Source organism: Cupriavidus pauculus, from assembly GCF_008801835.1.
Taxonomy (GTDB): Bacteria; Pseudomonadota; Gammaproteobacteria; order Burkholderiales; family Burkholderiaceae; genus Cupriavidus; species Cupriavidus pauculus.
Genome location: NZ_VZOW01000001.1, coordinates 435,850 through 461,035, shown reverse-complemented (window position 1 = coordinate 461,035; position 25,186 = coordinate 435,850). Strand labels below are relative to the sequence as shown.

The following is a 25,186-nucleotide window of genomic DNA, read 5'->3' as shown; positions in this document are numbered from 1 at the left end:
CCTCGGTCTCAGCAATCTCGTGCGGCGTTGCGATTTGGAACTGGAAGATCATGGGCTTGGCGTCGTTCCAGAAAATATGGAACAGCCTGGACCTGTCGTCGCGCCACGCGGCCGGGCATTCGGCGACGGATGTGGTGCCGGTTGCCGGGGCAGCCGGCAACCGATCGCTGAGGCCGGCAGTTATGCCGATCGTTACTCCGAGGCAGGCGGCTCGCTCGCCGGCGCTGCGGCGGCGGCTTCGGGCGCGGGTTTGGGGCGTCGGTTCTGCAGATACTGAGCGCGTCGCGCGTCGGCCTGCGTGACGCTGCCTTGCGGCTGCCCCGTCAGATCCAGGCGCGGGGCGCCTTCCACAAGAGCGATCCAGTAGCGGGCGCCGCGGCACCACGTGCGGATCGCATCGCGTAATTCGGCCTCGCTCAGGCCCAGTTCCTGCGCGTGTTGCAGGATGTCCTCGAGGATGCCGATCTTGAGCGGCACCTTGGGCGCCGGCTTTTTCGGAAATGCCTGAGGGAATCGCTTCTGCAGCCGGCCGATGGTCTGGACCACTGGATCGACAGGTTTGGTCGGGCCGGCTTTTGCTGCGCCAGCCTTTGCAGCGCCGTCCTTCGCTCCGCCGGCCTTGGCCGCACCGGCCCCTGGCTTGCGTTGCGGGCGTGCCGGCTTGGCCGTCGATTCGCGCGACGGCTGCGCTTCGCGTTTGGCTTGCGCCGCCTGCTTTGCCTTTGCTGCCAGTTCTTTCTTCAGTGCTGCAAGTTGTTCGAAACCCATCGCCTTAAGCCAAATAAAAGTTTGCGCCGATTATAGCCGCGCGCGCTTCGCCGTGGATTGTGCGTGTACCCGACTCGCGGCAGCAACCCAGCAGGCGCCGCGCAGGCAACCGGGGCGGTCGCCGATCGGCGGACGCTGCCGATGCCATCGATGTCGCTATCGGGGCGCCGCGGCCGGGCGCTGCGCCTTCACGCGGCTGCGGGCGCCGAAACCCCGGCGGGGACCTTGAACCGGTTGTATCCCCACAAATATTGCAGAGGGAATCGTCTGATCATCTCTTCCAGCTCCGCATTGATCCATGCGGCTTGCGCCTCGACCGTCTCGGGCAGCGGCCCGGTCAGCCGCTTCACGTGCATGCGCCATCCCTTTCCATCCGGCAGACGTTCGCCCGCGGCCACGATCAGTGGCGCGCCGGTCTGCGCAGCGAGCTTGCCGGGCAGCGTGATCGTGTAGGCCATGCGGCCGAAGAAGGGCGCCCAGACGCCATCCCCCTTGGGCGCCTGATCCGGCAGCAATCCAATCGCTTCGCCGTGCCGCAAGGCGCGCACGAATGAACGAACCCCCTGGGCCGTGGCGGGCACCGCCTTCAGCTTTGACGTATCGCGCACGAATTGCAGCAGCCCGCGCAGTTTTGCCTTGCGATGCGGACGGAACATGATCGTCAGCGAGATCCTTTCTGCGGCATAGCGCGCGGCCAGTTCGAAACAGCCAAGGTGCGGGGTCAGCATGATCAGCCCGCGGCCTTCGGCCAGCGCCTCTTCGATCACGGCCCAGTCGTCGCAGATCACCTGGTCCAGACTGACCTTGCTGCGGAACCATACGCGCGACAGTTCGGTCATCATCGCGCCTGTTTCGCCAGCGGCCTGCCGGGCAAAATCCGGATCGCTGAATCCGGCCTGGGAAGCATTGCTGCGCAGATGCCGCCGATAACCGCCCGGCAGCGCGTACACCAGACGCCCCAGCAAGCGGCCGGCGATATGCACTGCCGATAACGGCAACGCCGAAAACAGGCGCAGCGACGTGCAGAGCACATCATTCGAAGACTGAGGACGAGGATCCATAAGCAGCACGCGCATGAGAAAGGTGAAAAACCCACGCGGTGCTCGATGTGGGGGCGGGCGACAAGAAGCGAGCGATCGGCGGCGGCAAGCGGATTCCCGATCCATCAGCCGGGCTCGATTAGTCGTCGATATAAATTCAAGCCCAGGCACGTCGAATTCGGGGCGGTTTGCGCCACGCGGCATGCCAGCCGTAGACGTAAGGGCGCTAACTGTAGCACGCGTGTTGGATTTACCCGGTTTTTGTCGCTTTGCCCGAATCTGCTATCGCCGGATATCGGCAAAGCCGCCCGTCGCCCAGCGCGTGGCGCTTTCCCGAGTCAGGCGGAAATCCGGCGGCACGGTCGCGGTTGCAAGGACGTCACCGAAGGCGCCGACGGCCGTCAGGGTCGCAAACGGTTCGAACTCGTCGGGCGTGATCGCCAGCTTTACCGTCACCGTGTCCGATTCGATCTCGATGGTCACCTGCTTGTTGAGCTGCGCATGCAGTTGCTGCTCGTGGCGGCGGATGACCTCCGAGGCGGTCTTCACCAGCGTCTGGTGCGCCGTCGTATCGAGCGGCTTGGGATCGACCTTGTTGCGACCCATGGTCCACGGACCGACCAACGCGGGTTCCGCACTGCCATCGCGGATCATTTCGACGGCCCAGCCTTCGCCATCTTCGTTCTTGATGACGCGCGCGGTCCAGCCGCGGTCGCGCCATAGCCTGGGTTCATGGATCGGCGGAGATTCGGTCTCCGGCGCGCTGTCGTGGTTTTGATTCATAACGGCGGGTGTTCAATGAGTGAGGGACGACACAGCGCGCTGCATGCACAGGCATGAGGCGACGGGCCGATTGCCGGACGCGCGGCCGGGCCGTCCGGGCATTGGATCAAGCGACCCAGTTGACCTTGGGAAAACGCGCGGCAAAGCCTTGCGGCATCGGTACGACGCGCTTGCTGGCGTAGTCGAAGAACACAAAGCCGGATTTGGCCATGGCGATCAGGGCGCCATCCTGCGGCCGCGTGATGCGGAAGATGATGTCGCCGCCGTACTTGTTGAAGTCCATCACGCCGACTTCGAACAACAGCTGGTCGCGCGCGTGGGCCTCGTTGCGGTACATCGTCGCCAGATCGGTGACGATGATGCCGGCGCCTTCCACCCGGTCGCCTTCGCTGCCGTACTCAAACAGGAAGCGGGCCCGCGCCTCCGAAATCATGGAAATCATCGAATCGTTGGCCAGATGATTGGCCGCGTTGATATCGGTGACACGTACCGTGAGATGGGTGGAAAAGCACAACTGGTCGGCGGGCAGATCGAGTTTGAGGCGGGCCATGGCAAGCGTTGCGGGAACAGCGGAAATCGAAAAGGGCATACATCTTAGTCGATACGCGCCACGATTCCCGGGTTGCTGACCGAATGGCGGCCCATTGGCAGACTCCCGGCAAAGAGCCGATAACACATGGCTGGCTCGTGGTTGAGGCGGAAAGTGCGTCCCCGAGCCGCGCGAGACTTTGGATTGTTCGTGACATGGGGATGAAGCGACGGACGAAACAGGAGCGGCTCGGCGCGGCGGCAATGCAGGGGCTACCAGTACATCTGCCACACGAGAGGCGATTTTTACCTGCCCGACGTCGGCATGGGCCACGGCTATGGCCCGGCGTGGCGCATGCCGCGGGATGGATACCCATGGCACGTATCCTGCACGTGGATGCGATGTCGAGCCGTCGGGCTCATCGCCATGGAGATACAACATGCTTCACAACGATGTGCAGGATCGCAACCAGAAAATGCAGCAGTTGCGCGGCACGCGCCGCTACACCTGGACGCATCCGATCTTCCTGATCGGCATCGCGCTGATCGTGGTCGGCTTTGTCGCCACGCTCTGGTAAGCATGACGAGATTGCCGATCAGGCGCATCTGATTGCCTGCAGACGACGCCTGCGATGGCGCAATGCCACGCAGGCCGTACCGGGCAACGCGGAGGACGTCGAAGTGGCGGTACTCGTGGGATTCATCGCGCCGCACCCCCTGAACCGCATCGCACGCCATCACGCCGGCGCATCCAGCGCGCCGGCGTGATGCCGCCAATCAGACCGGAATCTTTTCGGCGTCGGGACGTTGCCACCAGCGATGCTGCCCGACGGCGTCCAGGAAGGCTTGATGCTGCTTGGCATTGTCGGCTTTCGCCACGATCAGCCCTGGGCCCGCAAAACCGCCGTCGATGCCCGTGCGCCGCGCAGCCTCTGCCACCAGCATCGCGCCGCTGCCGCCCGCGCCAACCGCCTTGTAGTGCTTGTACGACTCGCTGATGAACAACAGCGCTGCGGGATCGGGATCGGCCGGCGGCGCCTTGCCGTCGGGCACATAGACGGCGTCGAACAGCACGGACCCCACCGACGACAGCGCATGGTCGACCGGCAGCGACGCGCCGCTTGCGGTGGTGACGCTGTTGGCGCGCGGACCGACGATGCGGATATTGGCGCGGGCCGCGCTGGCCAGCTTCTGCAGCGAGGCGATCGCGCCATCATCGACGCCATCATTGACCAGCACGGCGATATTGCGGCCCGTGATATCCCCCTTGGGCTGCGCGTCGAGACTCAGTGCCGGCGAAGCGTCGATGCCGTAATCGTTGATCTGGATGTCGGCGCCGACAGGTTCCACTTCGATGCCAAGGTTTTGCGCTACGCCTTCCGCCAGTTCCGGCGCGATATGGACGATTTGCCCGACCACGCGCGCCCGGATCGCCGGGTCTGACACTTTGGACAGCTCGAAGGTATAGGCGGCGATGATCTGCTGGCGTTCGACATCGGACTGGCTGCGCCAGAACAGGTTGGCCTGCGAGAAGTGATCGGCAAAGGTTTGGCTGCGGATTCGCGCCTTGATCGCGCCATCCTCGGCGGGTGCGGGGAAATGCCGGTAGGCGTCGGCGTCGCCAGCCAGGAAAGGACAGCCGCCGCTGACCGAATTGGGCTGGTAGCTTTCCTTGCCCTGCACGATGGTTTGACGCATAAAGCCGTCGCGCTGGTTGTTGTGCACCGGGCACAGCGGCCGGTTGATCGGCAGTTCGTGGAAGTTGGGGCCGCCAAGCCGCGTGATCTGCGTGTCGATATACGAGAACAGCCGCGCATGCAGCAGCGGATCGTTGGTGAAATCCATGCCGGGCAGGATGTGGCCCGGATGGAAGGCCACCTGTTCGGTCTCGGCGAAGAAATTGTCGGGGTTGCGATCGAGCACCATCCGGCCGATGCGGCGCACCGGCACCAGTTCCTCGGGAATCAGCTTGGTGGGATCCTGGAGGTCGAAGCCGAGCTTGAGCATGTCGGTTTCGGGCACCAGTTGCACGCCCAGTTCGTACTCGGGATACTGGCCCGCCTCGATCGAATCCCACAGGTCGCGCCGATGAAAATCGGGGTCCTTGCCGTTGATCTTGAGCGCCTCGTCCCAGATCAGCGAATGCGCGCCGCCCACCGGCTTCCAGTGATATTTGACCAGCGTGGCTTCGCCTTTCGCGTTGATCAGCCGGAACGTATGCACGCCAAAACCTTCCATGGTGCGGAAGCTGCGGGGAATCGCGCGCCCGGACATGGTCCAGAGGACCATATGCATCGATTCCGGCTGCAGCGAGACGAAATCCCAGAACGTATCGTGCGCCGAGGCGGCCTGCGGAATTTCATTGTGCGGTTCCGGCTTCACCGAATGCACGAAGTCCGGAAACTTGATGCCGTCCTGGATGAAGAACACCGGGATGTTGTTGCCCACCAGATCGAAATTGCCTTGCCGCGTGTAGAACTTGGTGGCAAAACCGCGCACGTCGCGCGCCAGATCGGCCGACCCGCGCGAGCCGGCAACGGTCGAAAAGCGGACGAAGACCGGCGTCTTCTCATTGACGCGCGTGAATAGGTCAGCGGTTGTGTAGTCTTCGAGCGATTCGGTCAACTCGAAGTAACCATGCGCCGCAGCACCGCGCGCATGCACCACGCGCTCGGGAATGCGCTCGTGGTCGAAGTGCGTAATCTTTTCACGAAGATGGAAATCTTCCAGCAGGGTCGGGCCGCGCAATCCCAGCTTGAGCGAATCGTCGTCCTGCGGAATCTGCAGCCCCTGGTTGGTGGTCAGCGTCCTGCCGGCGTTCGACACCAGGTTGCCGACACTTGGCGACCCGAGCCGTGCGGGCCGCTTGGCGAGCCGATCCGCCACCGCGCTTTCGTAGGAGCCGTCGTTGTTGTTGCCGGCGGCGGTGTTCTGGCTGGGATTCGGATCGTGCTGCGCGATTCCCTGCTGCGTTGCGGCATCGCCTTGCGAGGCGGATTTCCGTGGCGTCTGCTTGTTCGGCGGTTGCTTCGGCATGGCGTTATCTCCGTTGTCGTGCGTGAAAAAGGACCGTTCTGGCCGCTCGCGCGTCCAGCGCAAACGCGTACCTCCGCAGAATGCGTGCCATGCCTGCATCGACGACCAACAGGTCGCGCACCACACTTGGAAAATCCCGTGGATTTGTCAGACCGCCACCGATAGCGTTATGGCTCGCGTGCGCGTAACACTGCTGTCATCGAAGGATTCGAGGGAGAACCAAAATGGCGTCCAACATCCATGTCGTGCCGGCGGGCGAGGGCTGGGCCGTAGAAGCTGCCGGCAGCGGCCACAGAACGCTCTACGCGACGCAGGACGAGGCGATCGAGGCCGGCACGGCCCGAGCGCAGCGCGACAACGTGGAATTGCTGATCCATGGTCGCGACGGGCAAGTGCGCGCGCGCAGCTCGTTTGAGCACGATCCACGGCGCTACGTCGGCTAGAGCGCCACGTACGCACGCAGGTCATCGGCGTATGTCGAGCGCGCTGATGCAGTTCTCCGACTGGTTTGGCCGCGGCAACGACCTGACGTGGTATCAGATGGCGCTGCGCGCGGCGGTGATCTTTTTCGCCGCATGGGTCATGCTGCGCGGCGCGGGGCGGCGCGCGTTTTCGCAGCAGACCGCATTCGATCTCTGCATCATCCTGTTGCTCGGCGCGGTGCTGTCGCGCGCGATTGTTGGCGCGAGCCCGATGGGTGCCACGCTGGCCGCCGCGCTGATGCTGGTCTCGCTGCATCGTCTGCTTGGATGGCTGGCCAGCCGCCATCCCTGGCTCGATCGCGCGATGGGCGGCACGGCCATCGATCTGCTCAAGCACGGCAACCTCGACCGGAGCGCGATGCAGCGGTCCATGCTCAGCGAGGAGGATCTCGCCGCGAACATCCGTGCGTCGCTGCAATCGGATTCGCTTGCCGATGTCGAGCGCATCGTGGTCGAGCGCAATGGCAAGGTCACGTTCGTGAAACGAGGCAAGGAGAAGTCGGAGGACAAAGCGGCTTGAGTCGGGCGCGCAATGAAGCGGGCGTCGCAAGTCGCCTCGCCCGGTTCAATCCGTCGGCATCGCCTCGGCCGATAGGGCGGCCAGCATCGCCAGATGATCGGCAAAGCCGCCGCGCGCGCGGCCCTGCGCACGTGCGCTGGTGATGACGCGCGGCTGCGTGCTCCAGGCAATCTGTGCGTCGATGGCGATCAGGCGCTGAACCAGTGCCACGTCCTCGCTAGTCGCATGCGGCGGAAAGCCGCCCGCGCGACGATAGGCGTGCGAACACACGCCCAGGTTGGCGCCGTGAACATGGCGGTGGTTGTCTTCCGGGCGATAGCGCGCCGCAAAGCGCGCCGGCACGTGTGCGGGCTGTTCGCTCCAGTCGTCCACGGTGACCAGCCCGCATACGGCGTCTGCACGCAACGCCAGCTGCGCAACCAGCCAGTCCGGCGCCACGCGGCTGTCCGCATCGGTAAACGCCAACCAGCGCGCATCGCGCGCCAGCAAATATTCGGCGCCAGTGTGGCGCGCCATGCCGACGTTGCGCGCCGAGATCGACAGGCAGATAAGCGGCGTAGTGGCGTGGCGTTGGGCGATCGCATGCGAATCGTCATCGCATTCGTCCAGCACCACCACCACCAGCACCGGTTCGCTGTTGAGATCGGGATGCAGCGCGGCCGCGCTCAGCGCCATCAGGCAGCCTTCGAGGCAAGCCTCCTCGTTATGCACGGGCACCACGACGCCGATCATCGCGCGGCCTCCCGCTGGCGCAGAGGCGTGGCGTTGCGCGACCACACCTCCAGCAGAAAGTCGGGCTCAAGATGGCGCACATGGCGATGCAATCCCGGCTGCCGCGCGATCTCCGCATGGATCTGGCGGGTCGGCATGCGGCGCTCCGCGAACGGACGCAACCAGTGGCAGGCCACGATGGTGCCGTTTTCAGCCAGCGCCGCTGCGGCGCGTTGCACAGTGTCGGCCCAGTCCTGCGGCGAGAAGAAGTAGCCGAGTTCGCTCAGTACGATCAGATCGAACCGGCCTGCCGGAAAGTCGCGCGGCAACTCGGCAACGCGCACGTCGACGTGAGGCTGGTCAGCAAGTCGCGCCCGCGTGCGTTCGATGGCACGTGGTGCCACGTCGACTGCCAGCAGCGCATCGCAGCGCGCCGCCAACCGCTCGGTCTGCATGCCCGTGGCGCACCCGGCTTCGAACGCGCGCGCATAGCGCTGTTCGGGCAGGCACGCGATCAGCACATCGCGTTTGCGGGCTTCGTACCAGAGTGACTCGAATCCCCATGGATCCGCTTGCGCGAGGATCGCGTCGAAATCGGACGTGGGCGTCGTCGTCGCGGGCGTCATAACGTGATGTCCGTATCGATTTCGCGCAGCGCCATGCCGAGCGCAGCAAGGTCCCGCTCGGCATGGCTCTGGCGCAGGAAAACCGGCAGGTCGGCGAACAGCGCGGCCAGGCGCGCATCGCGACAAAGCGGGCCGGCGCCGAGCACGCTGCCGGCGCGGTGCAGCACGCGCTGCACTACGGCCTCTACCGTGGTGCGCGCCCGCATAGCTGGAACGAATGCATCGGCGTCGGGATGGGCGTCGATCCACGCGGCGGTTTCACGCAGCAATGCCGCGGCCGCATGCAGATCGCCGTGGATAGCGCCGAGGTGGGCGGCCGCATGCGCATCGCCACGCCGCTGCACGGCCTGTCGCACGGCGTGCGCCATCGGCAGCACCGCGCCATACCAGCACGCGGCGATGCCCGCGCCACCGTGCCAGAAGCCCGGGCGCTCCACATAGCCACGCGGCGGCCCGATCAGCAGCGCCGGACAGTTGTCGAGCAGGACGTCGCCGCTGCCGGTATCGGCCATGCCGACGGCATGCCAGCCTTCGTCGGTAATCGTGACGCCCGCGCCGTTCAGGTCTATCGCGGCCAGCCACGCGCCGTGGTCGCGATCCTCGCAAGTGATCAAGGCGTGCGATACCCCGCGCGCGCCGGAACACCATGCCTTGCGGCCATCGAGCACGACGGGACGGACGTCCGTGACCCCAATGGCGGCGGCGAGTTCGTGCGCGGCGGCGCGTGCTGCGGCTGTGTCCGCGCAGGCGCTTGCGCGCACACGCGCGTCGGGCGGCTCGGCCGCCCACACTGCCCATCGCGTGTCGCGCGGCGGGGTCGCATCGGCCAGCTCCGCGAGAATCGCCAGCGCATCGGCATGGGCCTCGAACAGCTTGATGGCGACCGCGCCATGCTCGGCGGCGATCCGCGCGAACAGCGACCAGCGCTGCGCCGTACTGCCGCGGCCGGGCAGGGGAACATCCTCGCGCCCCATATGGGCGCCGATCAGCGCGGCAAGGGTTTCGCGAACGTCCATGGAACCGGTGAGAAGTTTCAATGGAACGGGAAATCGCAAGATCCCTGCCAGCCAGATGTGCAGACCCTGCCGCAGAGGTTGCGGCGTGGCGGGCGAGTCGTGAAACAAGGGAAATGGGCCGTTGCCGCCGTCTGGCGATCACGATCGGCGCCTCGTTGTGCGCCGCGCTACGGCCCTGCTTGAAAGACGTGCCTGTAAGCTCGTCGTCGATGGTAGAACTGCCCGCGCGGACGCGGTATTTCATGCGATCAAAGCGGGCCGCCCGGTTCCGTCCAATACGGGGTGCGTTCGTAGTAGCTGTAGAGATCGGTGGCCCACTGCGGGTCAGCCATTCTGGGCCAGCTGTCCTTGTTGAAGCCCGGGGCGTCCTTGATGCGCTCGGCGGTCAGTCCAAGCCGGAAGCATTTGGCATCGGTGTCCATCACCAGCGCGCTCCACGGGATGGCGTGAAGCGTATCGCCGATGCCGAGAAATCCGCCGGTAGTGAGCACGGCGTACGCAACCCGTCCGCCCTGCACATCGATCATGATTTCCTTGATCTCGCCGACATGCTCGTTGTCGGACGAATAGACCTTCGTGCCATCGAGACTCGACGCGGCCATCACTTCCGGACCCGGGCCGGCGCCCACGCCGGCGCCGACGATTGTTGCGCCCGAATGCGATCCGAGATTGGGATTGGTAGGTTCCATCGCTGTCTCCTTTGAGGTTGCGTTTTGGAGCCCGTACCTGTGCAACAAGCATGCCGGAGAACCGGCGGCGCGGTGGGGTGCTGCCCGACTGTTATTCGAGCTCCACGCCGTTCAGTTCGGGGATCAGGAAGAACGTGGCCAGCATGTCCAGCACATAGAGGCTTGCCAGCAGCGCAATGGCAATCTGGAATGACCATGTGGCGGCAATGGCGCCCACCACGATCGGCCCGAGTCCGCCCACGGCGCGGCCGATATTGAACAGCACGTTCTGCGCGGTGGCGCGCGCCGCGGTGGGATACGCCTCAGAGATCAGCGCGCCGTAGCCGCCGATCATGCCGTTGACGAACATGCCCATCAGCGCACCGGCCCACAGCATCGTGAACGGGTCGGACAGCCGCGAATAGGTCAGCACCATCGCCACCGCGCCAGCCTGGAACAACAGGAAGGTGGGCTTGCGGCCGATGCGGTCAGCGAGAAACCGAGCGTCTTCGACAGGTAGGTCGGCAACCAGATCATGATGCCGTAGTAGCCGAAGTTCTGGACCGCGCACAGAATGACGATGCCGATGCTGGTACGCGTGGTACGCGCGTCGGCCACCAGCAAGCGGAAGGCGTTAGCGTGGCTTGCGGTCTGCGCGCTGCGCACGAACACTTCGGGCTCGTGCAACCGATTGCGGACATACCACGCCACGAATGCCGGAATCACGCCGACCAGGAACATGCCGCGCCAGCCGATCAGCGGCAGCAGCAGCGGCGTGAGCAGGGCGGCCATCAGTACGCCGCTTTGCCAGCCCAGCGCCACGTAGGACGACACGCGGCCGCGCTTGCTGGCGGGCCAGGCCTCGGCGGCCAGTGCCATGCCGATGCCGAATTCGCCGCCCAACCCGATCCCGGCGATGGTGCGATAGACCAGCAAATCCCAGAAGCCCTGTGCAAACGCGCAGAGACCGGTAAACACCGCGAACAGCACGATGGTCCACGTCAGCACGCGCACGCGCCCGTAGCGGTCGCTCAGCGCGCCGAAAATGATGCCGCCGGCCACCGCGCCCACCAGCGTCCACGTCACCAGCGCGCCGGACTGGCCAGTCGATAGCGCCAGACCGGCCGTGATCGCGGGCAGCATGAAGCCCAGGATCAGCAGGTCGAAGCCATCCATGGCATAGCCGAGCGTGGAGCCGGCCAGCGCCTTCCAGGCGTAGGACGAAGTGGGGGCCTTGGTGGCAGGAACGGAATCGAGGGCCGGTTGACTGTGCATGCGGGGCGAACTTGGAAAATGGGGGATGGCGGCGCAGCGGCGCGGGCCGAAGTGTAGCGCATCGATCGCGCCGCGATGGCCGGGATCCGTATGCGCTGCGGCGCGTCCCGTGCAGCGCCAGCATGCCGCGCCAATCCGGTCTATGCTCTGGCCTGCGGCCGGACGCGTTCCCTCAAGCCCCCGCTGGCGGGTTCCCAGACGCGGCCGGAAAACACGCACACCAGACACATCCCACGACCCATCCAAGGAGCGCCCATGGCCCTCTCGATGTACGAAGTATCGATACCGGTATTTATCCGCGCACTTACCAACCTGTCTGCAATCCTCGACAAGGGCGCCGCCCACGCCCAGGCGCAGGGCATGGACGCCGCCGATTTGATCCAGACCCGGCTGGTGGCCGACATGGATCCGCTGCCCGCCCAGGTGCAGCGCGCCAGTGACGCGGCCAAGGGCTGCGCGGCGCGTCTGGCCGGGATCGAGGTGCCGTCGTATGCCGACGACGAGAGCACCTTTCCCGCGTTGCAGGAGCGTATCGCCAAGACGATCGGCTTCCTGAAATCGAGCCGCCCGGAACAGCTCGACGGTAGCGAGACGCGCGTGATCGAACTGAAGCTGCGCGCCAACGCTGTGACGTTCGATGGCAAGAGCTATCTGCTCGGTTTCGTCCTGCCGAATTTCTTTTTCCACGTGACGACCGCCTACGACATCCTGCGTCACAAGGGCGTGCAGATCGGCAAGATGGACTATCTGGGCCCACGCTGAAGCGATCTGCCGTGCGCAGCATGACAAACGGGCCCGCAGGCCCGTTTTTTTCTGGTTGATGTCAGCGCGCTGCGGTCAATCCCACTTTGGCGCAAAGCCCGGATTTGCCAGCCGTTCGCCGCGATCGAGTCCGCCGATCGCGGCCATTTCCGCGTCCGTGAGCGTCACCTGTCTGGCGGCTAGATTGCTTTGCAGATTGGCCCGCTTCGTCGACGAGGGAATCGCCGCGTAACCCTGCTGCATCAGCCACGCCAGCGCGATCTGCGCGGGCGAGACGTCGTGCGTGGCGGCGATATCGCGCAGCACCGGATCGTCCATGACCTTGCCATAGGCCAGCGGCATGTAGGCGGTCACGGCGATGCCGTGTTCGGCCATGAATGCGGTGACCTTGCGATTCTGCAGAAACGGATGCACTTCGATCTGATTGGTGGCGATCGTCCCGGCACCCACCACGTCGATGGCCTGCTTGAGGTGCGCGATCGTGAAATTCGATACGCCGATGGCCGTTGTGAGTCCGTCTGCCTGGGTTTGCGCCAGCGCTTGCAGGGATTCGTGCAGGGGCACGGCGTCCTTTGGAGACGGCCAGTGGATCAAGGTCAGATCCACGCGATCGAGCTTCAGTTTCTGCAGGCTGGTTTCGAGGCTGGCGCGCAGCGCGTCGCGGCCCAGGTTCTCGGTCCAGATCTTGGTCGTGACGAACAACTCGTCGCGCGGCACGCCGCTGGCGGCGATGGCCTGGCCGACCTCGGCTTCATTGCCGTAGATCTGCGCGGTGTCGATATGCCGATAGCCAAGTTCGAGGCCCATCGTCACGGAATCGATGACCTGCTGATCCTTGAGTCGGAAGGTTCCAAGGCCGAGTTGAGGCATTTGCATGAGAGGCTCCAGCGAAAAAGGTCGAAATGAATGAATGCGATGGCAGCCATCAGTGCTGCACGGCGCCGGCGGGCAAGCCGCCGGACCGCACGTCGATGCCCGCGGCGCGGTCCAGACGGCCGCTCAGTTCGGTCAGGCCCAACGCCACCAGCACCACCAGCGCGCCGACCCAGGGCGTGTGCATCAGCCCCAGGTGTTCCACGATCAATCCGCCAGCCCATGCCGCGCCGGCAATGCCCAGGTTGAACGCCGCGATATTCAGACCCGAGGCCACGTCGACGGCCTGCGGCGTGTGGTGCTCCGCCTGCTTGACGACATAGACCTGCAGTCCCGGCACATTGCCGAAGGCGACGGCGCCCCAAGCCAGCACGGTGGCCACCACCAGCCAGCGATGCGGCGCGGTGAATGTCAGCACGAAAAGCACCGCGGCCAGCAGCACGAACACGATACGCAATGCGGCGATGGGCCCGTGACGGTCCGCCAGGCGTCCGCCCCAGATATTGCCAAAGGCCACCGACACACCATAGACCAGCATCACAAGTCCGACCGCGCTCGCGCTGAATCCGGACACGTCTTGAAGGATCGGCGCGAGGAACGTGAACGGAATGAACGAGCCACCGTAACCGATCGCGGTTTTGGCATAGACCAGCAGCAAACGCGGTTCGGCGAGCACGCGCGCCTGCTGCAGCAGCGACGCGGGCGGCGTATGCCGGATCGACGACGGCACGAACAGCAGACTGCCGACAAACGCGATCACGCCCAGCGCCGAAACGGCCAGGAAGGTCTCGCGCCAGCCGAAATGCTGACCGATGAAGGTGCCGAGCGGCACACCGGTGACCAGCGCCACGGTCAGGCCCGTAAACATGATGGCGATGGCGCCGGCCGCCTTCTCGCGCGGAACCAGGCTCGTGGCGATGGTCGATCCGATCGAAAAGAATACGCCATGCGCCAGCCCGGTAAGGATGCGGGCCATCACCAGCGATTCGTAGCTGGGCGCGCGCCACGCCAGCAGGTTGCCGGCCGTGAACAGCGCCATCAACGACAGCAGCAGTGCCTTGCGCGGCAGCCGGCCAGTCAGCGCGGTCAGCACGGGCGCGCCCACGGCCACGCCCAGCGCATAGAGACTGACCAGCAGCCCCGCCGACGGCACGCTGATGTGCAGATCGGCGGCAATCGTCGGGATCAGTCCGACGATTACGAATTCGGTGGTTCCGATGGCGAAGGCGCTGATGGTCAGCGCCAATAAGGCAATAGGCATGATGCGCTCCGGTTTTTCAGGTTGGAGCGCAGTGTGCCGGCGACTTTCTTGCAGAAAAAGCCGGTGATCGACAGAACATATTTGACTAGAATTCAAGAATGACGCTGACACTTGAAGAACTCCTGGCCTTTGTCACCGTGGTCGACAGTGGGTCGATCACCGCCGCCGCCGAGCAGCTAGACCTTACCGTGTCGGGTATCAGCCGCGCGCTGTCGCGGCTTGAAGACAAGCTCGACACCACGCTGCTGCGGCGGACCACGCGCCGGCTGGAATTGACCGAGGAGGGCGCGGTGATGCTGGCGCATGCGCGGCAGATCCTGGCCGCCGCCGACCAGGCCGAAGAGCAGATGCGGCTGCGGCGGCAAAAGCCGTCGGGACGCCTGCGCGTCAATGCCGCGTCGCCATTCATGTTTCATGTGGTGGTGCCGCTGGTCGGCGCGTTTCGGCAGGCGTATCCCGAAATCACGCTCGAACTCAACACCAACGACCAGATCATCGATCTGCTGGAACACCGTACCGATGTCGCGATCCGCATCGGCCCGCTGCGCGATTCCACGCTGCACGCGCGACCGCTGGGCACCAGCCGGATCCGCGTGGTGGCCAGCCCCGCGTATCTGAAGGCCAATGGCCGGCCCCAGACGACGCAGGATCTGGACAATCACACGCTGATTGGCTTTACTCAGCCCGAAACCCTGAACCGCTGGCCGCTGCGGGACGCCGCCGGCAACGAACTGCAGATCCGCCCCGCGCTGACGGCTTCGAGCGGCGAAACGCTGCGGCAACTGGCGCTGGCCGGGCAGGGCATCGCGTGTCTTGCCGATTACATGACCGACGCCGACCGTCGGGCCGGCGATCTGGTGCAGGTACTGACGCAGGAAACCATCGAGGTGCGGCAGCCCATCCACGCCGTGTACTACCTGAATACGCAGTTGTCGGCGCGGATCGCCGTATTTCTCGATTTCCTGTCGGAGCGGTTGCGGGCGCTGCCATAGCCGCGGCCCCGATCGGCCGAACGCTGCCGCGGCGGCCGAGGGCGGTCGAGGGCGGTCGAGGGCGGTCGAGGGCGGTCGAGGGCGGTCGAGGGCGGCTGTCTGCGGCAGGCTTGATGCGGATCACGTCGAACTTAGCGGAAACCCTAGGTTCTTGATACAATTACCGGTTACCCGCGTCGCGGCCTTTGCCTAGTTTTTAAGCAATCCGCGCGGATCCGTCCCGCCAGGGCGAGGCGCAGCAGAACAGCGCAAATCGCAAACTCAGCCACCATCACCGCCATAACTACCGCATCCCGCAATCGCATGACCTACGCCGTCAAGGAAATCTTCTACACGCTGCAAGGCGAGGGCGCCAACGCCGGCCGCGCCGCGGTGTTCTGCCGTTTTGCCGGATGCAACCTGTGGACCGGCCGCGAGGAAGATCGGGCGCGCGCGGTGTGTCAGTTCTGCGATACCGATTTCGTCGGCACCGACGGCACGCGCGGCGGCAAGTACCGCAGCGCCGAAGAACTGGCCGCGGTAGTCGCGTCGGAATGGCCGGCGAGCGCGGGCGGCAGCCCGCTGGTGGTGTGCACCGGCGGCGAGCCGCTGCTGCAGCTTGACGCGCCGCTGATCGACGCGTTGCATGCGCAGGGCTTCGAGATCGCGATCGAGACCAATGGCACGATCGCCGTGCCCGACGGCATCGACTGGGTTTGCGTGAGTCCCAAAATGGGCGCGGAATTGGTGGTGAAGAAGGGCGACGAACTCAAGGTCGTGATTCCGCAGGACGGCCAGGACTTCGCGGCATACGAGCAACTGGATTTCCGCTATTTCATGGTGCAGGCCATGGACGGCCCGCTGGCGCGGCAAAATACGGCCGCTGCCGTCGATTTCTGCCAGCGTCATCCGCGCTGGCGCCTGTCGCTGCAGACCCACAAGCTGCTGGGCATTCGCTGACACATGAGCAAACAAGTTTCCATCACGCGCCGGCTCGAATTCGATGCCGGCCACCGCATTCCGAGCCACGGCGGCCAGTGCCGCAACATCCACGGCCATCGATATCGACTGGACTTGACGCTGTCCGGCGAAGTCCTGCATCAGGAAGGCGCGCCCGACGACGGCATGATCCTCGATTTCGGCGATATCAAGACGCTGGCCAACGAACACCTGGTATCGAAGTGGGATCACGCGTTCCTGATCTATCGCGGCGACACCGCGCTGCTGAATTTCCTGCAATCGATGGATAACCACAAGACCGTGGTGATCGATAGCATCCCGACGGTCGAGAATCTGGCTCAGGCGGCGTTCGACATCCTCGCGCCGGTGTTCAAGGACTGCTTCAACCATCATCTGCAACTGACCCGGCTGGTACTGTTCGAAACGCCGAACTGCTGGGCCGAAGTCAGCGCGCCGCTGCGCTTGCCGGCGCAGGACTGAAAGCCCGATAACGCCATGCCCGACGCGCCCGTATTTGCCGACGAAGCCGCGCGCGACCGCTTCTATATGGCGGCGGCGCTGGAAGAGGCGCGGCTGGCGGAAGCCGCCGGCGAAGTTCCGGTGGGCGCGGTAGTGGTGTGGAACGATCAGATCATCGCGCGCGGGCATAACCTGCCGATCCGCTCGGTCGATCCTTCGGCGCACGCCGAGATGCAGGCGCTGCGCGCCGCCGCCAAGGTGCTGGACAACTACCGGCTGCCCGAGTGCGAGCTCTATGTCACGCTGGAACCGTGCCCGATGTGCAGCGGCGCGATCCTGCATGCGCGGCTGCGGCATGTCGTGTTCGGCGCCACCGATCCTAAGACCGGCGCGGCAGGCAGCGTGGTGGACCTGTTCGCGCAGGCCACGCTCAATCATCAGACCACGCTTGCGCGCGGCGTGATGGCCGACGAATGCGGCCAGTTGCTGCGCGATTTCTTCGGCGCCCGCCGCCGCGCGCAGAAGGCTGCCCAACAGGCCACGCGCGCCGCGGCACTGCCCGCCTTGGATGACGCGCTGGACGCGTCGCCCTCGCAATCGCCGGCCGATTCGGACAGAATTCATGCTTCCGATCCAGAATCCGAAGCATGAGCCACAGCACCGAAGTCCGACTGATCGCCTCGTCCGGCTATCCGCATGACGTTGCCATTGCCGCGCGCGGCTGCGCCTGGCTCAGGCATCACGGCTACCACGTCAGCAATCCCGATGTACTGGCGCGCCGCTACCTGCGGTTTGGCGGCACCGACGCGGAGCGGCTGGCCGACCTGCACGCGATCGGCACCGGCCCCACGCGCGAACTGACGCTTGCCGTGCGCGGCGGCTACGGGCTGGGGCGCCTGCTCGGCCAGATCGACTTCGCCCGCATTGCCGACCAGGCGCGCGCCAGCGGCACGCCGATCGTCGGTCATAGCGATTTCACCGCGTTCCAACTGGCCTATCTGGCGGCCACCGGCGGCGTGACGTTTGCCGGCCCGATGCTGCTGGCCGATTTCGGCGAAGAGCACGTCGATCCGTTCATGTGGGAGCATTTCGAGGCGATCCTGCGCAACCGGACGCATCACATCGAAATCGAGGCGCCGCAGGCCATCCGCGCGCCGGCTACCGTGCAAGGCACGCTGTGGGGCGGCAATCTGGCGATGCTGTGCACGCTGCTGGGCACGCCATTCATGCCGCGCATCGACGGCGGCATCCTGTTTCTCGAAGACGTCAACGAACCGCCTTACCGCATCGAACGCATGCTGCTGCAGTTGCTGCAGGCCGGCGTGCTGGCGTCGCAGCAGGCCATCGTGCTGGGCGATTTCTCAAATTACCGCACCGCCGACTACGACAACGGCTACAACATGGACGCCGTCTTCGATTATCTACGTGCGCAGTTGGGCATCCCGCTGCTGACCGGCCTGCCGTTCGGCCATTGCCCGCGCAAGTTGACACTGCCGGTGGGCGGCCAGGCGCGGTTGGTGGTCCGGGCCGACGGCTTTGCGCTGTCGCTGTCCGAATATCCGACGCTGTAGGCGCCGCGCGCCGCGTGTCTTACGGGATGCGCGCGCGAGTGGTAAAATTCCGGGTTCCGCATTTTCGCTGCGCCGGGCCCGCCAATCGGGGCGAGCCAGGGTCGACCGACCGGCAGCAGCAGCCATATCCGGCGTGCCCAGGCGGCGCGCCCACATTCCAGACAAGGTTCAGACGTGCTTTCTACCGCAAACATCACCATGCAGTTCGGCCCCAAGCCGTTGTTCGAGAACATCTCGGTCAAGTTCGGCGAGGGCAACCGCTACGGCCTGATCGGCGCGAACGGCTGCGGCAAGTCCACCTTCATGAAGATCCTCGGCGGCGATCTCGAACAGTCGGCCGGCACCGTCATGCTGGAGCCGGGCGTGCGCCTGGGCAAGCTGCGCCAGGACCAGTTCGCCTATGAAGACAACCGCGTGCTCGACGTGGTGATGATGGGCCACACGGAAATGTGGGCCGCCGCCAGCGAACGCGACGCGATCTACGCCAACCCCGAGGCGACCGACGAAGACTACATGCGCGCGGCCGAACTCGAGGCCAAGTACGCCGAGTACGACGGCTATACCGCCGAGGCGCGCGCCGGCGAGCTGCTGCTTGGCGTGGGCATCCCCACCGACCAGCACCAGGGCCCGATGAGCGACATCGCACCGGGCTGGAAGCTGCGCGTGCTGCTGGCGCAGGCGCTGTTCTCGAACCCGGACGTCCTGCTGCTGGACGAGCCGACCAACAACCTGGACATCAACACGATCCGCTGGCTGGAAGACGTGCTCAACGAGCGCAATTCCACCATGATCATCATCTCCCACGATCGCCACTTCCTCAATTCGGTGTGCACGCACATGGCCGACATGGATTACGGCACGCTGAAGGTCTATCCGGGCAATTACGACGACTACATGCAGGCGTCGATGCAGGCGCGCGAGCGCCAGGTGGCCGCCAACGCGCGCGCCAAGGAACGTATCACCGAACTGCAGGATTTCGTGCGCCGCTTCTCGGCCAACAAGTCCAAGGCGCGCCAGGCCACGTCGCGTCTGAAACAGATCGACAAGATCAAGGTCGAGGACATCAAGCCGTCGTCGCGCCAGAACCCGTTCGTGCGCTTCGAATTCGAGAAGAAGCTGCATAACCTGGCCGTGGAAGTCGAGGGCATTACCAAGACCTACGACCGCAAGATCATCAACAACCTGTCGATGGCCATCCAGGCAGGCGAGCGCGTGGCGATCGTCGGCGAAAACGGCGCGGGCAAGACCACGCTGCTGCGCAGCCTGCTGAACAACATCGTTCAGACCGGCGTGCAGCGCGGCGTCGAAGTCGACCGCGGCACGGTCAAGTGGGCTGAAAACGCCAACGTCGGCTATATGCCGCAGGACACGTACGAGGAATTCCCCAACGACGTGAACGTGATGGACTGGATGAGCCAGTGGACGCAGGCCGGCGACGACGACCAGTCGCTGCGCGGCACGCTGGGTCGCCTGCTGTTCTCGGCCGACGACATCAAGAAGAACGTCAAGGTGCTGTCCGGTGGCGAAAAGGGCCGCATGATCTGGGGCAAGCTGATGCTGGGCCGCCATAACGTGCTGGCGATGGACGAGCCGACCAACCACATGGACATGGAGTCGATCGAATCGCTGCAGATCGCGCTGGACAAGTATCCCGGCACGCTGATCTTCGTCTCGCATGACCGGGAGCTGATCAACGGCCTGGCCACGCGCGTGATCGAAGTGCGCACCGACGGCACCATCACCGACTATCTGGGCACGTACGACGAGTATCTGCAGTCGCAGGGCATCGAGGCGTAACCGTCAACGACTGCCGCCCGGCCGGGCTCGCGCACGGCCTGACGCGCGGCGTCGCATGACAAAGAAATCCGGCCCGCCGTCACAGGCGTGCCGGTTTTTTTACGCCTGGCGCGCGGGCGCGACGCCCATTTCCGCCAGCAGCGCGTCCAGTTCGCCGATGATCGCGTGCGCGGTGATCTCGCCTTTCGATTTCTGCAGCGCGGTCCCCAGCGCATCGCGCAGGGCGGCTAGTTCCACCACGGTCGCGGCCTTTTCCACCTTGACCTGCAGGACGTAGCCGCGCAAGCCAAGATGATGGCCGATCACATCGGTAAAGAAGTGGTAGAGCCGCTTGTACCCGTCGGCGCCACTGGACACCGGGGCCAGCGGGCCGGCCGTGACGGGCGTGGAAGGGGCCAGCGCCGGGGCGATCGTGGTGTCTGCCAGTACGTCTACGCGGTCGTCGATGCCTTTGCCAGCCGCCGAATTGAAGCCCGAATAGGCCGCGAACAGGTTGGTCTCGCCGCGCGCCTGGCGCGCGCCGCTCTGGGCGGACGCCGCCGCCGGCTGCGCCGAGGCCGCCGAAGTCGCTGACACTGAGGTCGGCGCGGCCTTGCCGGGATCGCGTACCGCCTCGATCAGCCCCAGCGCCAGCAGCGTGTCCATGGCGTCGGGCGTCACACCCATGCCGCTGACCTGCGCCAACAGCTCGGATCTGGCGCGTTCCCCGTTGACCATCAGCAGCAACGCCCGCAGTTTCTGGTCCAGCTTGCGCGCGCGCGTGCGGATTTCCTCCTGACCAGCCTCCGTCTTGTGATAGATCGGGTCGACCATGTCTCGCTCCTTTTGTTATCGATCGGCCGCCCGCGGAGTGAGTCCCTTCGGAAAGATACTGCGCGGCCGATTATCGCCATCTTGTTGTCAGAGCCGGTTGCCAGGGAAAGAAAAGTGAATCGGCAAACCGCTCTACAATGTGGTGCACCATAAAAGTAACAAAAAAATTGCAATCGCCGATCCACTAATGAGGGCTTGTGGCCATGCAACAACGAGACAAACTTTTTATTAACGGCAAATGGGTGGCGCCCCACGGCTCGGGCAGCATCGATGTCGTGCATTCCGCCACCGAGGCGATCATGGGCAAGATCCCCGAGGGGCACGCCCGTGACGCCGAGGATGCCATCGCGGCCGCGCGCGCGGCCTTTGATGGCTGGGCCAGTACGCCGCCGGCCGAGCGCGCCCGGTATATCCGCAAGATCGCCGAAGGGCTGAAGGACCGCGCCGAGGAACTGGCGCAACTGATCGCGGGCGAGGTCGGCATGCCGATCAAGCTGGCGCGCGCGATCCAGGTGGGCGGACCGGTGTACAACTGGGGCCAGGCCGCCACGCTGCTCGAGTCATTCGAATTCGAGGAGCAGGTGGGCAATTCGCTGGTCGTGCGCGAGCCGGTGGGCGTTGTGGCCGCCATCACGCCGTGGAACTATCCGCTCAACCAGATCACGCTGAAGGTCGCGCCTGCGCTTGCGGCGGGCTGCACGGTCGTGCTCAAGCCGTCCGAGGTGGCGCCGCTGAACTCGTTCGTGCTGGCGGAGGTGATCGAGGCCGCTGGCCTGCCGCCGGGCGTGTTCAATCTGGTGACCGGCTATGGCCCGGTGGTCGGCGAGGTGCTGGCCAGCCATCCCGAAGTCGACATGGTGTCGTTTACCGGATCGACGCGTGCGGGCAAGCGCGTGTCCGAGCTGGCCGCGCAGTCGGTCAAGCGCGTGGCGCTGGAGTTGGGCGGCAAATCGGCATCGGTGATCCTCGACGACGCCGACCTGCCGGCCGCGGTCAAGGGCACCATCAGCGCGTGTTTCCTGAATTCCGGCCAGACCTGCTCGGCGCACACGCGCATGCTGGTGCCGCGCAGCCGTTACGACGAAGTGAAGGCGATTGCCGCCAAGGTGGTGGAAGGCTTCACCGTCGGCGATCCGCATTCGGACGCCACGCGCCTCGGGCCGCTGATCTCGGCGGTGCAGAAGGACCGCGTGACCGGCTACATCCGGCGCGGGCTGGAAGAGGGCGCCGAACTGGTGGCTGGCGGCCCGGACAGCCCGGCCGGCTTCGACCGCGGCTTCTTCGTCAAGCCCACGGTGCTCGGCAATGTCGATCCGAAGGCCACCGTGGCCCAGGAGGAGATCTTCGGCCCGGTATTGTCGGTGATTTGCTACGACACCGAAGACGACGCGATCCGCATTGCCAATGACAGCATCTACGGCCTGGGCGGCGGCGTCTGGTCCGGTGACGAGGCGCGCGCCATCCGCGTGGCGCGCCGCATCCGCACCGGCCAGGTCGACATCAATGGCGGCCCGTTCAATATGAACGCGCCGTTCGGCGGCTTCAAGCAGTCCGGTAACGGGCGCGAAGGCGGCAAGTTCGGCCTCGAGGAATTCCTCGAATACAAGTCGCTGCAATTGAAGAAGCCGGCCTGACCGGCGGATTTTGTCGCTTTCATCGATGCCCGGCCAGTCCGGGCATTTTTGTTCGCGCGGAAATCTGCGATGCTTGCGTCTTTCCATCGGGAGGAAATGCGATGCGCTGGTTCAAACGGCTGGGGTGGATCCTGCTGGGCACGCTGCTGCTGTCCGTGACCGGCGCGATCGGCGGCTATATCTGGTATCGGCAGGCCTCGCAGCCCGATACGGCCGGCACGATGCGCTTGCCCGGGCTGCGCGATCGCGTGGTGGTGGTGCGCGATCGCAACGCCGTGCCGCATATCCAGGCCGCCAATGCGCTCGACGCCTATTACGCGCTCGGATACGTGCACGCGCAGGATCGGCTTTGGCAGATGCAGATGAACAAGCGCATCGTGGCGGGCCGGCTCGCGGAAATCCTCGGCCCCAGCGCGCTCGATACGGACCGTTTCCTGCGTACGCTCGGGGTACGGCGCAATGCCGAGGCGATCCTCGCGCAGTCCTCGCCCGAGACCCGCGCGGTGCTGCAGGCCTATGCCGACGGCGTCAATGCGTTCATCGACACGCGCAAGGCCGCGCTGCCGCCCGAATTCCTGATCCTCGGCACCCGGCCGGAACACTGGGAGCCGGCCGATACGCTGGGCTGGCAAACCATGATGGCGTGGGATCTCGGTGCGAACTGGACGCAGGAGGTGCTGCGGATGGGGCTGTCGCAGCAATTGCCGACCTCGCGCATCGCCGAAATCCTGGCGCCCTATCCAGGCGACAAGCCGATGCGCACGATGGACTACGCAAGCTTCTACCGCCAACTGGCGGCGGTGGCCACCGCCATGGCGCGCGTGGCGGACGCGGCGCCGGGCGGCTACGTGGAGGGCATGGGCTCGAACAACTGGGTCGTCTCCGGCGCGCACACGCGCAGCGGCAAGCCGTTGCTGGCCAACGATCCCCACCTGGGATTGCAGGCACCCGCGCTGTGGTATTTCGCGCATCTGCAGGCGCCTGGCCTGGATATCACCGGCGCCACCCTGCCTGGGGCGCCGCTGGTGGTGCTGGGCCACAACAAGCGCATCGCGTGGGGCTTCACCAATACCGCGCCCGATGTGCAGGACCTTTACATCGAGCGGATCGATCCGGCCAATCCCGATCGCTATCAGACGCCGGACGGCTGGGCCAATTTCGATACGCGCACCGAGACCATCCGCGTCAAGGGCGCGGACGACGTGACGCTCAAGGTGCGCGCCACGCGCCACGGGCCGGTGATGTCGGATGTGGCCGAGCCGATCGGCGCCGCCGCCAAGCCGCTGGGCGCCCAGTACGTGATGGCTTTCCAGTGGACCGCGCTGCGGCCGGACGACCGCACCTTCCAGGCCGGCCTGAAGATCGGCACCGCGGGCGACTGGCAGGGCTTTGTCGCGGCGCTGCGGGATTTCCATGCGCCGCAGCAGAACATCGTCTATGCCGACGTGGACGGCAATATCGGCTACATCGCGCCGGGCCGCGTGCCGATCCGGCGCGCGGACAATGACCTGATGGGCCTCGCGCCAGCGCCGGGCTGGGACGCGCGCTACGACTGGCAGGGTTTCATTCCGTTCGAGCAGTTGCCGCAGCGTTTCAATCCGCCCACCGGCATGATCGTGACGGCCAACCAGAAGATTGTCGACGACCAGTACCCGTTCTTCATCACCAGCGAATGGAGCGTGCCGTACCGCGCGCAGCGCATCCAGACCCTGCTTGAAGCGGAGCCGCATCACACGCCCGACAGTTTCGGCGCGATTCAGAAGGACGTGGTGTCGCTGGCCGTGCGCGACGCACTGCCGCTGCTGCTGGCCGCGCCGGTGGCCAGCGACGCCGCGCGCGCAGCGCGCGAGCGCGCGTTGTTCGACGCCTTGCGCAAATGGGATGGCACGATGGCGGCCGATCGCGCCGAGCCGCTGGTGGTCACCGCATGGCTGCGCGAACTGTCACGCCTGCTGTTCGAGGACAAGGTCGGCGATCCGATGTTTGCGAAGTTATGGGAGCAACGCAACGTACAGCTGCCGATGCTTAACGCGATCCGCGATCCGCAAGGCGTCGGCGCGTTCTGGTGCGACAACTCGCGCACGACCGCGCGCGAAAGCTGCGCGCAGACCATCGGGCTGGCGTGGCAGCGCGCCATCGCGGACCTCGACCAGCGCTATGGCGACGATCCGGCCAAATGGCGCTGGGGCAAGGCCCACACCGCGCGCTCGGAGCAAAAGCCGTTCGGCAAGGTGCCGTATCTGGCGGGGCTGTTCAACGTGCGCGTGCGCACCGGCGGCGATACCTATACAGTCGACGTGGGACGTCACAATCTCCGCGACGAGAAGGCGCCGTTTGAAAGCGTGCACGCGGCCAGCCTGCGCGCCATCTACGATCTTTCAGATCTGTCTGATTCCCGATTCATGTCCTCGACCGGACAATCCGGCAATGCCCTGTCGCCGCACTATCGCGACTGGACGGACAAGTGGGCCGGCGTGCAGTACATCACCATCGGGTCCCACCGACGCAATCCCGGCGGAGACAGTTTCGAGACGCTGGTGTTGCGCCCCGATTCCGAAGCGCGCGACGGCCAGCGCTGATTCGCTGATTAGCTAATTGTTCGTGCAACCTTTTGAAGCTGTGGTGCCATCGA

Annotated in this window: 25 protein-coding genes and 1 pseudogene; 13 read left to right on the top strand and 13 right to left on the bottom strand. The window is 65.3% G+C overall.

All coding sequences use genetic code 11. From position 1 onward, the window contains the following. Window positions 1-192 precede the first annotated feature (192 nt). The 4 genes from F7R19_RS01980 to F7R19_RS01965 form a co-directional block, all read right to left on the bottom strand. The gene (locus F7R19_RS01980) at window positions 193-768 is read right to left on the bottom strand and encodes a ProQ/FinO family protein (RefSeq protein ID WP_061958392.1); all 576 of its coding nucleotides are present in this window, start codon (window positions 766-768) and stop codon (window positions 193-195) included. Window positions 769-956: 188 nt separating this feature from the next. Next, window positions 957-1,799 (bottom strand): lysophospholipid acyltransferase family protein, encoded by an 843-nt coding sequence (locus tag F7R19_RS01975; protein ID WP_061958411.1) that lies wholly within the window; start codon window positions 1,797-1,799, stop codon window positions 957-959. Between the two features lie 291 nt (window positions 1,800-2,090). Next, window positions 2,091-2,591 (bottom strand): hypothetical protein, encoded by a 501-nt coding sequence (locus tag F7R19_RS01970; protein WP_150979194.1) that lies wholly within the window; start codon window positions 2,589-2,591, stop codon window positions 2,091-2,093. Window positions 2,592-2,697: 106 nt separating this feature from the next. Next, window positions 2,698-3,141, bottom strand: coding sequence for a thioesterase family protein (locus F7R19_RS01965; protein ID WP_061958394.1), 444 nt, complete (start codon window positions 3,139-3,141; stop codon window positions 2,698-2,700). A gap of 418 nt (window positions 3,142-3,559) precedes the next feature. On the opposite strand from F7R19_RS01965, the gene F7R19_RS29640 reads away from it, so the two are divergent. After that, window positions 3,560-3,697, top strand: a complete 138-nt coding sequence (locus F7R19_RS29640) for a hypothetical protein (protein WP_157779551.1) — start codon at window positions 3,560-3,562, stop codon at window positions 3,695-3,697. Beyond that, complete coding sequence (locus F7R19_RS01960) at window positions 3,678-3,887, top strand: hypothetical protein (protein ID WP_150979193.1); 210 nt, start codon at window positions 3,678-3,680, stop codon at window positions 3,885-3,887. Before F7R19_RS29640 ends, F7R19_RS01960 begins: the two co-directional genes overlap by 20 nt. Window positions 3,888-3,896: 9 nt before the next feature. Here F7R19_RS01960 and F7R19_RS01955 read toward each other — a convergent pair whose 3' ends face one another. After that, the gene (locus F7R19_RS01955) at window positions 3,897-6,155 is read right to left on the bottom strand and encodes a catalase (RefSeq protein ID WP_150979192.1); all 2,259 of its coding nucleotides are present in this window, start codon (window positions 6,153-6,155) and stop codon (window positions 3,897-3,899) included. 224 nt (window positions 6,156-6,379) lie between these two features. On the opposite strand from F7R19_RS01955, the gene F7R19_RS01950 reads away from it, so the two are divergent. Further along, the gene (locus tag F7R19_RS01950) at window positions 6,380-6,598 is read left to right on the top strand and encodes a DUF2188 domain-containing protein (RefSeq protein WP_061958397.1); all 219 of its coding nucleotides are present in this window, start codon (window positions 6,380-6,382) and stop codon (window positions 6,596-6,598) included. A gap of 31 nt (window positions 6,599-6,629) precedes the next feature. After that, a complete protein-coding gene (locus F7R19_RS01945) occupies window positions 6,630-7,157 on the top strand; it encodes a DUF421 domain-containing protein (RefSeq protein WP_150979191.1) in 528 nt (175 codons plus the stop codon). 45 nt (window positions 7,158-7,202) lie between these two features. Here the strand turns inward: F7R19_RS01945 and F7R19_RS01940 are convergent, their stop codons facing one another. The 5 genes and pseudogenes from F7R19_RS01940 to F7R19_RS01920 form a co-directional block, all read right to left on the bottom strand. Then, window positions 7,203-7,889: a glycosyltransferase family 2 protein gene (locus tag F7R19_RS01940; protein WP_150979190.1), complete on the bottom strand. Its 687-nt coding sequence runs from the start codon at window positions 7,887-7,889 to the stop codon at window positions 7,203-7,205. Beyond that, entirely contained in the window at window positions 7,886-8,494 is a 609-nt protein-coding gene (locus F7R19_RS01935) for a class I SAM-dependent DNA methyltransferase (RefSeq protein ID WP_150979189.1), read from the bottom strand. The genes F7R19_RS01940 and F7R19_RS01935 overlap by 4 nt, the downstream gene beginning before the upstream one ends. After that, window positions 8,491-9,510: an acyl-CoA dehydrogenase gene (locus F7R19_RS01930; RefSeq protein ID WP_150979188.1), complete on the bottom strand. Its 1,020-nt coding sequence runs from the start codon at window positions 9,508-9,510 to the stop codon at window positions 8,491-8,493. The genes F7R19_RS01935 and F7R19_RS01930 overlap by 4 nt, the downstream gene beginning before the upstream one ends. A 248-nt stretch (window positions 9,511-9,758) precedes the next feature. Beyond that, window positions 9,759-10,199, bottom strand: coding sequence for a PRC-barrel domain-containing protein (locus F7R19_RS01925; RefSeq protein ID WP_061958402.1), 441 nt, complete (start codon window positions 10,197-10,199; stop codon window positions 9,759-9,761). 91 nt (window positions 10,200-10,290) lie between these two features. Beyond that, window positions 10,291-11,453, bottom strand: a pseudogene (locus F7R19_RS01920) (MFS transporter). Between the two features lie 255 nt (window positions 11,454-11,708). Here F7R19_RS01920 and F7R19_RS01915 point away from each other — a divergent pair. Then, entirely contained in the window at window positions 11,709-12,215 is a 507-nt protein-coding gene (locus tag F7R19_RS01915; protein WP_150979187.1) for a DUF1993 domain-containing protein, read from the top strand. Between the two features lie 75 nt (window positions 12,216-12,290). On the opposite strand, the gene dkgB is transcribed toward F7R19_RS01915, so the two are convergent. Together dkgB and F7R19_RS01905 are read right to left on the bottom strand one after the other, a co-directional pair. Then, window positions 12,291-13,091: a 2,5-didehydrogluconate reductase DkgB gene (gene dkgB, locus F7R19_RS01910; RefSeq protein ID WP_150979186.1), complete on the bottom strand. Its 801-nt coding sequence runs from the start codon at window positions 13,089-13,091 to the stop codon at window positions 12,291-12,293. Between the two features lie 49 nt (window positions 13,092-13,140). Further along, on the bottom strand, window positions 13,141-14,349 hold the full coding sequence (locus F7R19_RS01905; protein ID WP_150979185.1) for an MFS transporter: 1,209 nt from the start codon (window positions 14,347-14,349) through the stop codon (window positions 13,141-13,143). Between the two features lie 98 nt (window positions 14,350-14,447). Here F7R19_RS01905 and F7R19_RS01900 point away from each other — a divergent pair, with 98 nt between their 5' ends. From F7R19_RS01900 to F7R19_RS01875, 6 genes are all read left to right on the top strand, one after another. Continuing rightward, a complete protein-coding gene (locus F7R19_RS01900; RefSeq protein WP_150979184.1) occupies window positions 14,448-15,341 on the top strand; it encodes a LysR substrate-binding domain-containing protein in 894 nt (297 codons plus the stop codon). Window positions 15,342-15,644: 303 nt separating this feature from the next. Continuing rightward, entirely contained in the window at window positions 15,645-16,280 is a 636-nt protein-coding gene (gene queE / locus F7R19_RS01895) for a 7-carboxy-7-deazaguanine synthase (protein WP_061960258.1), read from the top strand. Window positions 16,281-16,283: 3 nt separating this feature from the next. Then, on the top strand, window positions 16,284-16,760 hold the full coding sequence (locus F7R19_RS01890) for a 6-pyruvoyl trahydropterin synthase family protein (RefSeq protein ID WP_061960257.1): 477 nt from the start codon (window positions 16,284-16,286) through the stop codon (window positions 16,758-16,760). A gap of 15 nt (window positions 16,761-16,775) precedes the next feature. Next, window positions 16,776-17,390 carry a tRNA adenosine(34) deaminase TadA gene (tadA, locus tag F7R19_RS01885; RefSeq protein ID WP_150979183.1) on the top strand — a complete coding sequence of 205 codons (615 nt, stop codon included), beginning with the start codon at window positions 16,776-16,778 and terminating at the stop codon, window positions 17,388-17,390. Further along, a complete protein-coding gene (ldcA, locus tag F7R19_RS01880) occupies window positions 17,387-18,310 on the top strand; it encodes a muramoyltetrapeptide carboxypeptidase (RefSeq protein WP_150979182.1) in 924 nt (307 codons plus the stop codon). Before tadA ends, ldcA begins: the two co-directional genes overlap by 4 nt. Window positions 18,311-18,484: 174 nt before the next feature. After that, window positions 18,485-20,107, top strand: a complete 1,623-nt coding sequence (locus F7R19_RS01875; RefSeq protein WP_061957730.1) for an ABC-F family ATPase — start codon at window positions 18,485-18,487, stop codon at window positions 20,105-20,107. A gap of 99 nt (window positions 20,108-20,206) precedes the next feature. On the opposite strand, the gene F7R19_RS01870 is transcribed toward F7R19_RS01875, so the two are convergent. Beyond that, entirely contained in the window at window positions 20,207-20,920 is a 714-nt protein-coding gene (locus F7R19_RS01870) for a hypothetical protein (protein ID WP_150979181.1), read from the bottom strand. 203 nt (window positions 20,921-21,123) lie between these two features. Here F7R19_RS01870 and F7R19_RS01865 point away from each other — a divergent pair, with 203 nt between their 5' ends. Next, window positions 21,124-22,554: an aldehyde dehydrogenase family protein gene (locus F7R19_RS01865; protein ID WP_150979180.1), complete on the top strand. Its 1,431-nt coding sequence runs from the start codon at window positions 21,124-21,126 to the stop codon at window positions 22,552-22,554. A gap of 101 nt (window positions 22,555-22,655) precedes the next feature. Continuing rightward, window positions 22,656-25,133 (top strand): penicillin acylase family protein, encoded by a 2,478-nt coding sequence (locus F7R19_RS01860; RefSeq protein ID WP_150979179.1) that lies wholly within the window; start codon window positions 22,656-22,658, stop codon window positions 25,131-25,133. The last annotated feature ends 53 nt before the right edge of the window (window positions 25,134-25,186 follow it).

What these genes read in the sequence shown, in the direction of transcription:
- dkgB (WP_150979186.1), bottom strand. Translation starts at nt 13,091, where the DNA reads ATGCAAATGCCTCAACTCGGCCTTGGAACCTTCCGACTCAAGGATCAG.
- F7R19_RS01935 (WP_150979189.1), bottom strand. Translation starts at nt 8,494, where the DNA reads ATGACGCCCGCGACGACGACGCCCACGTCCGATTTCGACGCGATCCTC.
- F7R19_RS01890 (WP_061960257.1), top strand. Translation starts at nt 16,284, where the DNA reads ATGAGCAAACAAGTTTCCATCACGCGCCGGCTCGAATTCGATGCCGGC.
- F7R19_RS01945 (WP_150979191.1), top strand. Translation starts at nt 6,630, where the DNA reads ATGTCGAGCGCGCTGATGCAGTTCTCCGACTGGTTTGGCCGCGGCAAC.
- F7R19_RS01905 (WP_150979185.1), bottom strand. Translation starts at nt 14,349, where the DNA reads ATGCCTATTGCCTTATTGGCGCTGACCATCAGCGCCTTCGCCATCGGA.
- F7R19_RS01970 (WP_150979194.1), bottom strand. Translation starts at nt 2,591, where the DNA reads ATGAATCAAAACCACGACAGCGCGCCGGAGACCGAATCTCCGCCGATC.
- F7R19_RS01915 (WP_150979187.1), top strand. Translation starts at nt 11,709, where the DNA reads ATGGCCCTCTCGATGTACGAAGTATCGATACCGGTATTTATCCGCGCA.
- tadA (WP_150979183.1), top strand. Translation starts at nt 16,776, where the DNA reads ATGCCCGACGCGCCCGTATTTGCCGACGAAGCCGCGCGCGACCGCTTC.
- F7R19_RS01955 (WP_150979192.1), bottom strand. Translation starts at nt 6,155, where the DNA reads ATGCCGAAGCAACCGCCGAACAAGCAGACGCCACGGAAATCCGCCTCG.
- F7R19_RS01860 (WP_150979179.1), top strand. Translation starts at nt 22,656, where the DNA reads ATGCGCTGGTTCAAACGGCTGGGGTGGATCCTGCTGGGCACGCTGCTG.
- ldcA (WP_150979182.1), top strand. Translation starts at nt 17,387, where the DNA reads ATGAGCCACAGCACCGAAGTCCGACTGATCGCCTCGTCCGGCTATCCG.
- F7R19_RS01950 (WP_061958397.1), top strand. Translation starts at nt 6,380, where the DNA reads ATGGCGTCCAACATCCATGTCGTGCCGGCGGGCGAGGGCTGGGCCGTA.
- F7R19_RS01940 (WP_150979190.1), bottom strand. Translation starts at nt 7,889, where the DNA reads ATGATCGGCGTCGTGGTGCCCGTGCATAACGAGGAGGCTTGCCTCGAA.
- F7R19_RS01900 (WP_150979184.1), top strand. Translation starts at nt 14,448, where the DNA reads ATGACGCTGACACTTGAAGAACTCCTGGCCTTTGTCACCGTGGTCGAC.
- F7R19_RS01965 (WP_061958394.1), bottom strand. Translation starts at nt 3,141, where the DNA reads ATGGCCCGCCTCAAACTCGATCTGCCCGCCGACCAGTTGTGCTTTTCC.
- F7R19_RS01930 (WP_150979188.1), bottom strand. Translation starts at nt 9,510, where the DNA reads ATGGACGTTCGCGAAACCCTTGCCGCGCTGATCGGCGCCCATATGGGG.
- queE (WP_061960258.1), top strand. Translation starts at nt 15,645, where the DNA reads ATGACCTACGCCGTCAAGGAAATCTTCTACACGCTGCAAGGCGAGGGC.
- F7R19_RS01865 (WP_150979180.1), top strand. Translation starts at nt 21,124, where the DNA reads ATGCAACAACGAGACAAACTTTTTATTAACGGCAAATGGGTGGCGCCC.
- F7R19_RS01925 (WP_061958402.1), bottom strand. Translation starts at nt 10,199, where the DNA reads ATGGAACCTACCAATCCCAATCTCGGATCGCATTCGGGCGCAACAATC.
- F7R19_RS01870 (WP_150979181.1), bottom strand. Translation starts at nt 20,920, where the DNA reads ATGGTCGACCCGATCTATCACAAGACGGAGGCTGGTCAGGAGGAAATC.
- F7R19_RS01980 (WP_061958392.1), bottom strand. Translation starts at nt 768, where the DNA reads ATGGGTTTCGAACAACTTGCAGCACTGAAGAAAGAACTGGCAGCAAAG.
- F7R19_RS29640 (WP_157779551.1), top strand. Translation starts at nt 3,560, where the DNA reads ATGCTTCACAACGATGTGCAGGATCGCAACCAGAAAATGCAGCAGTTG.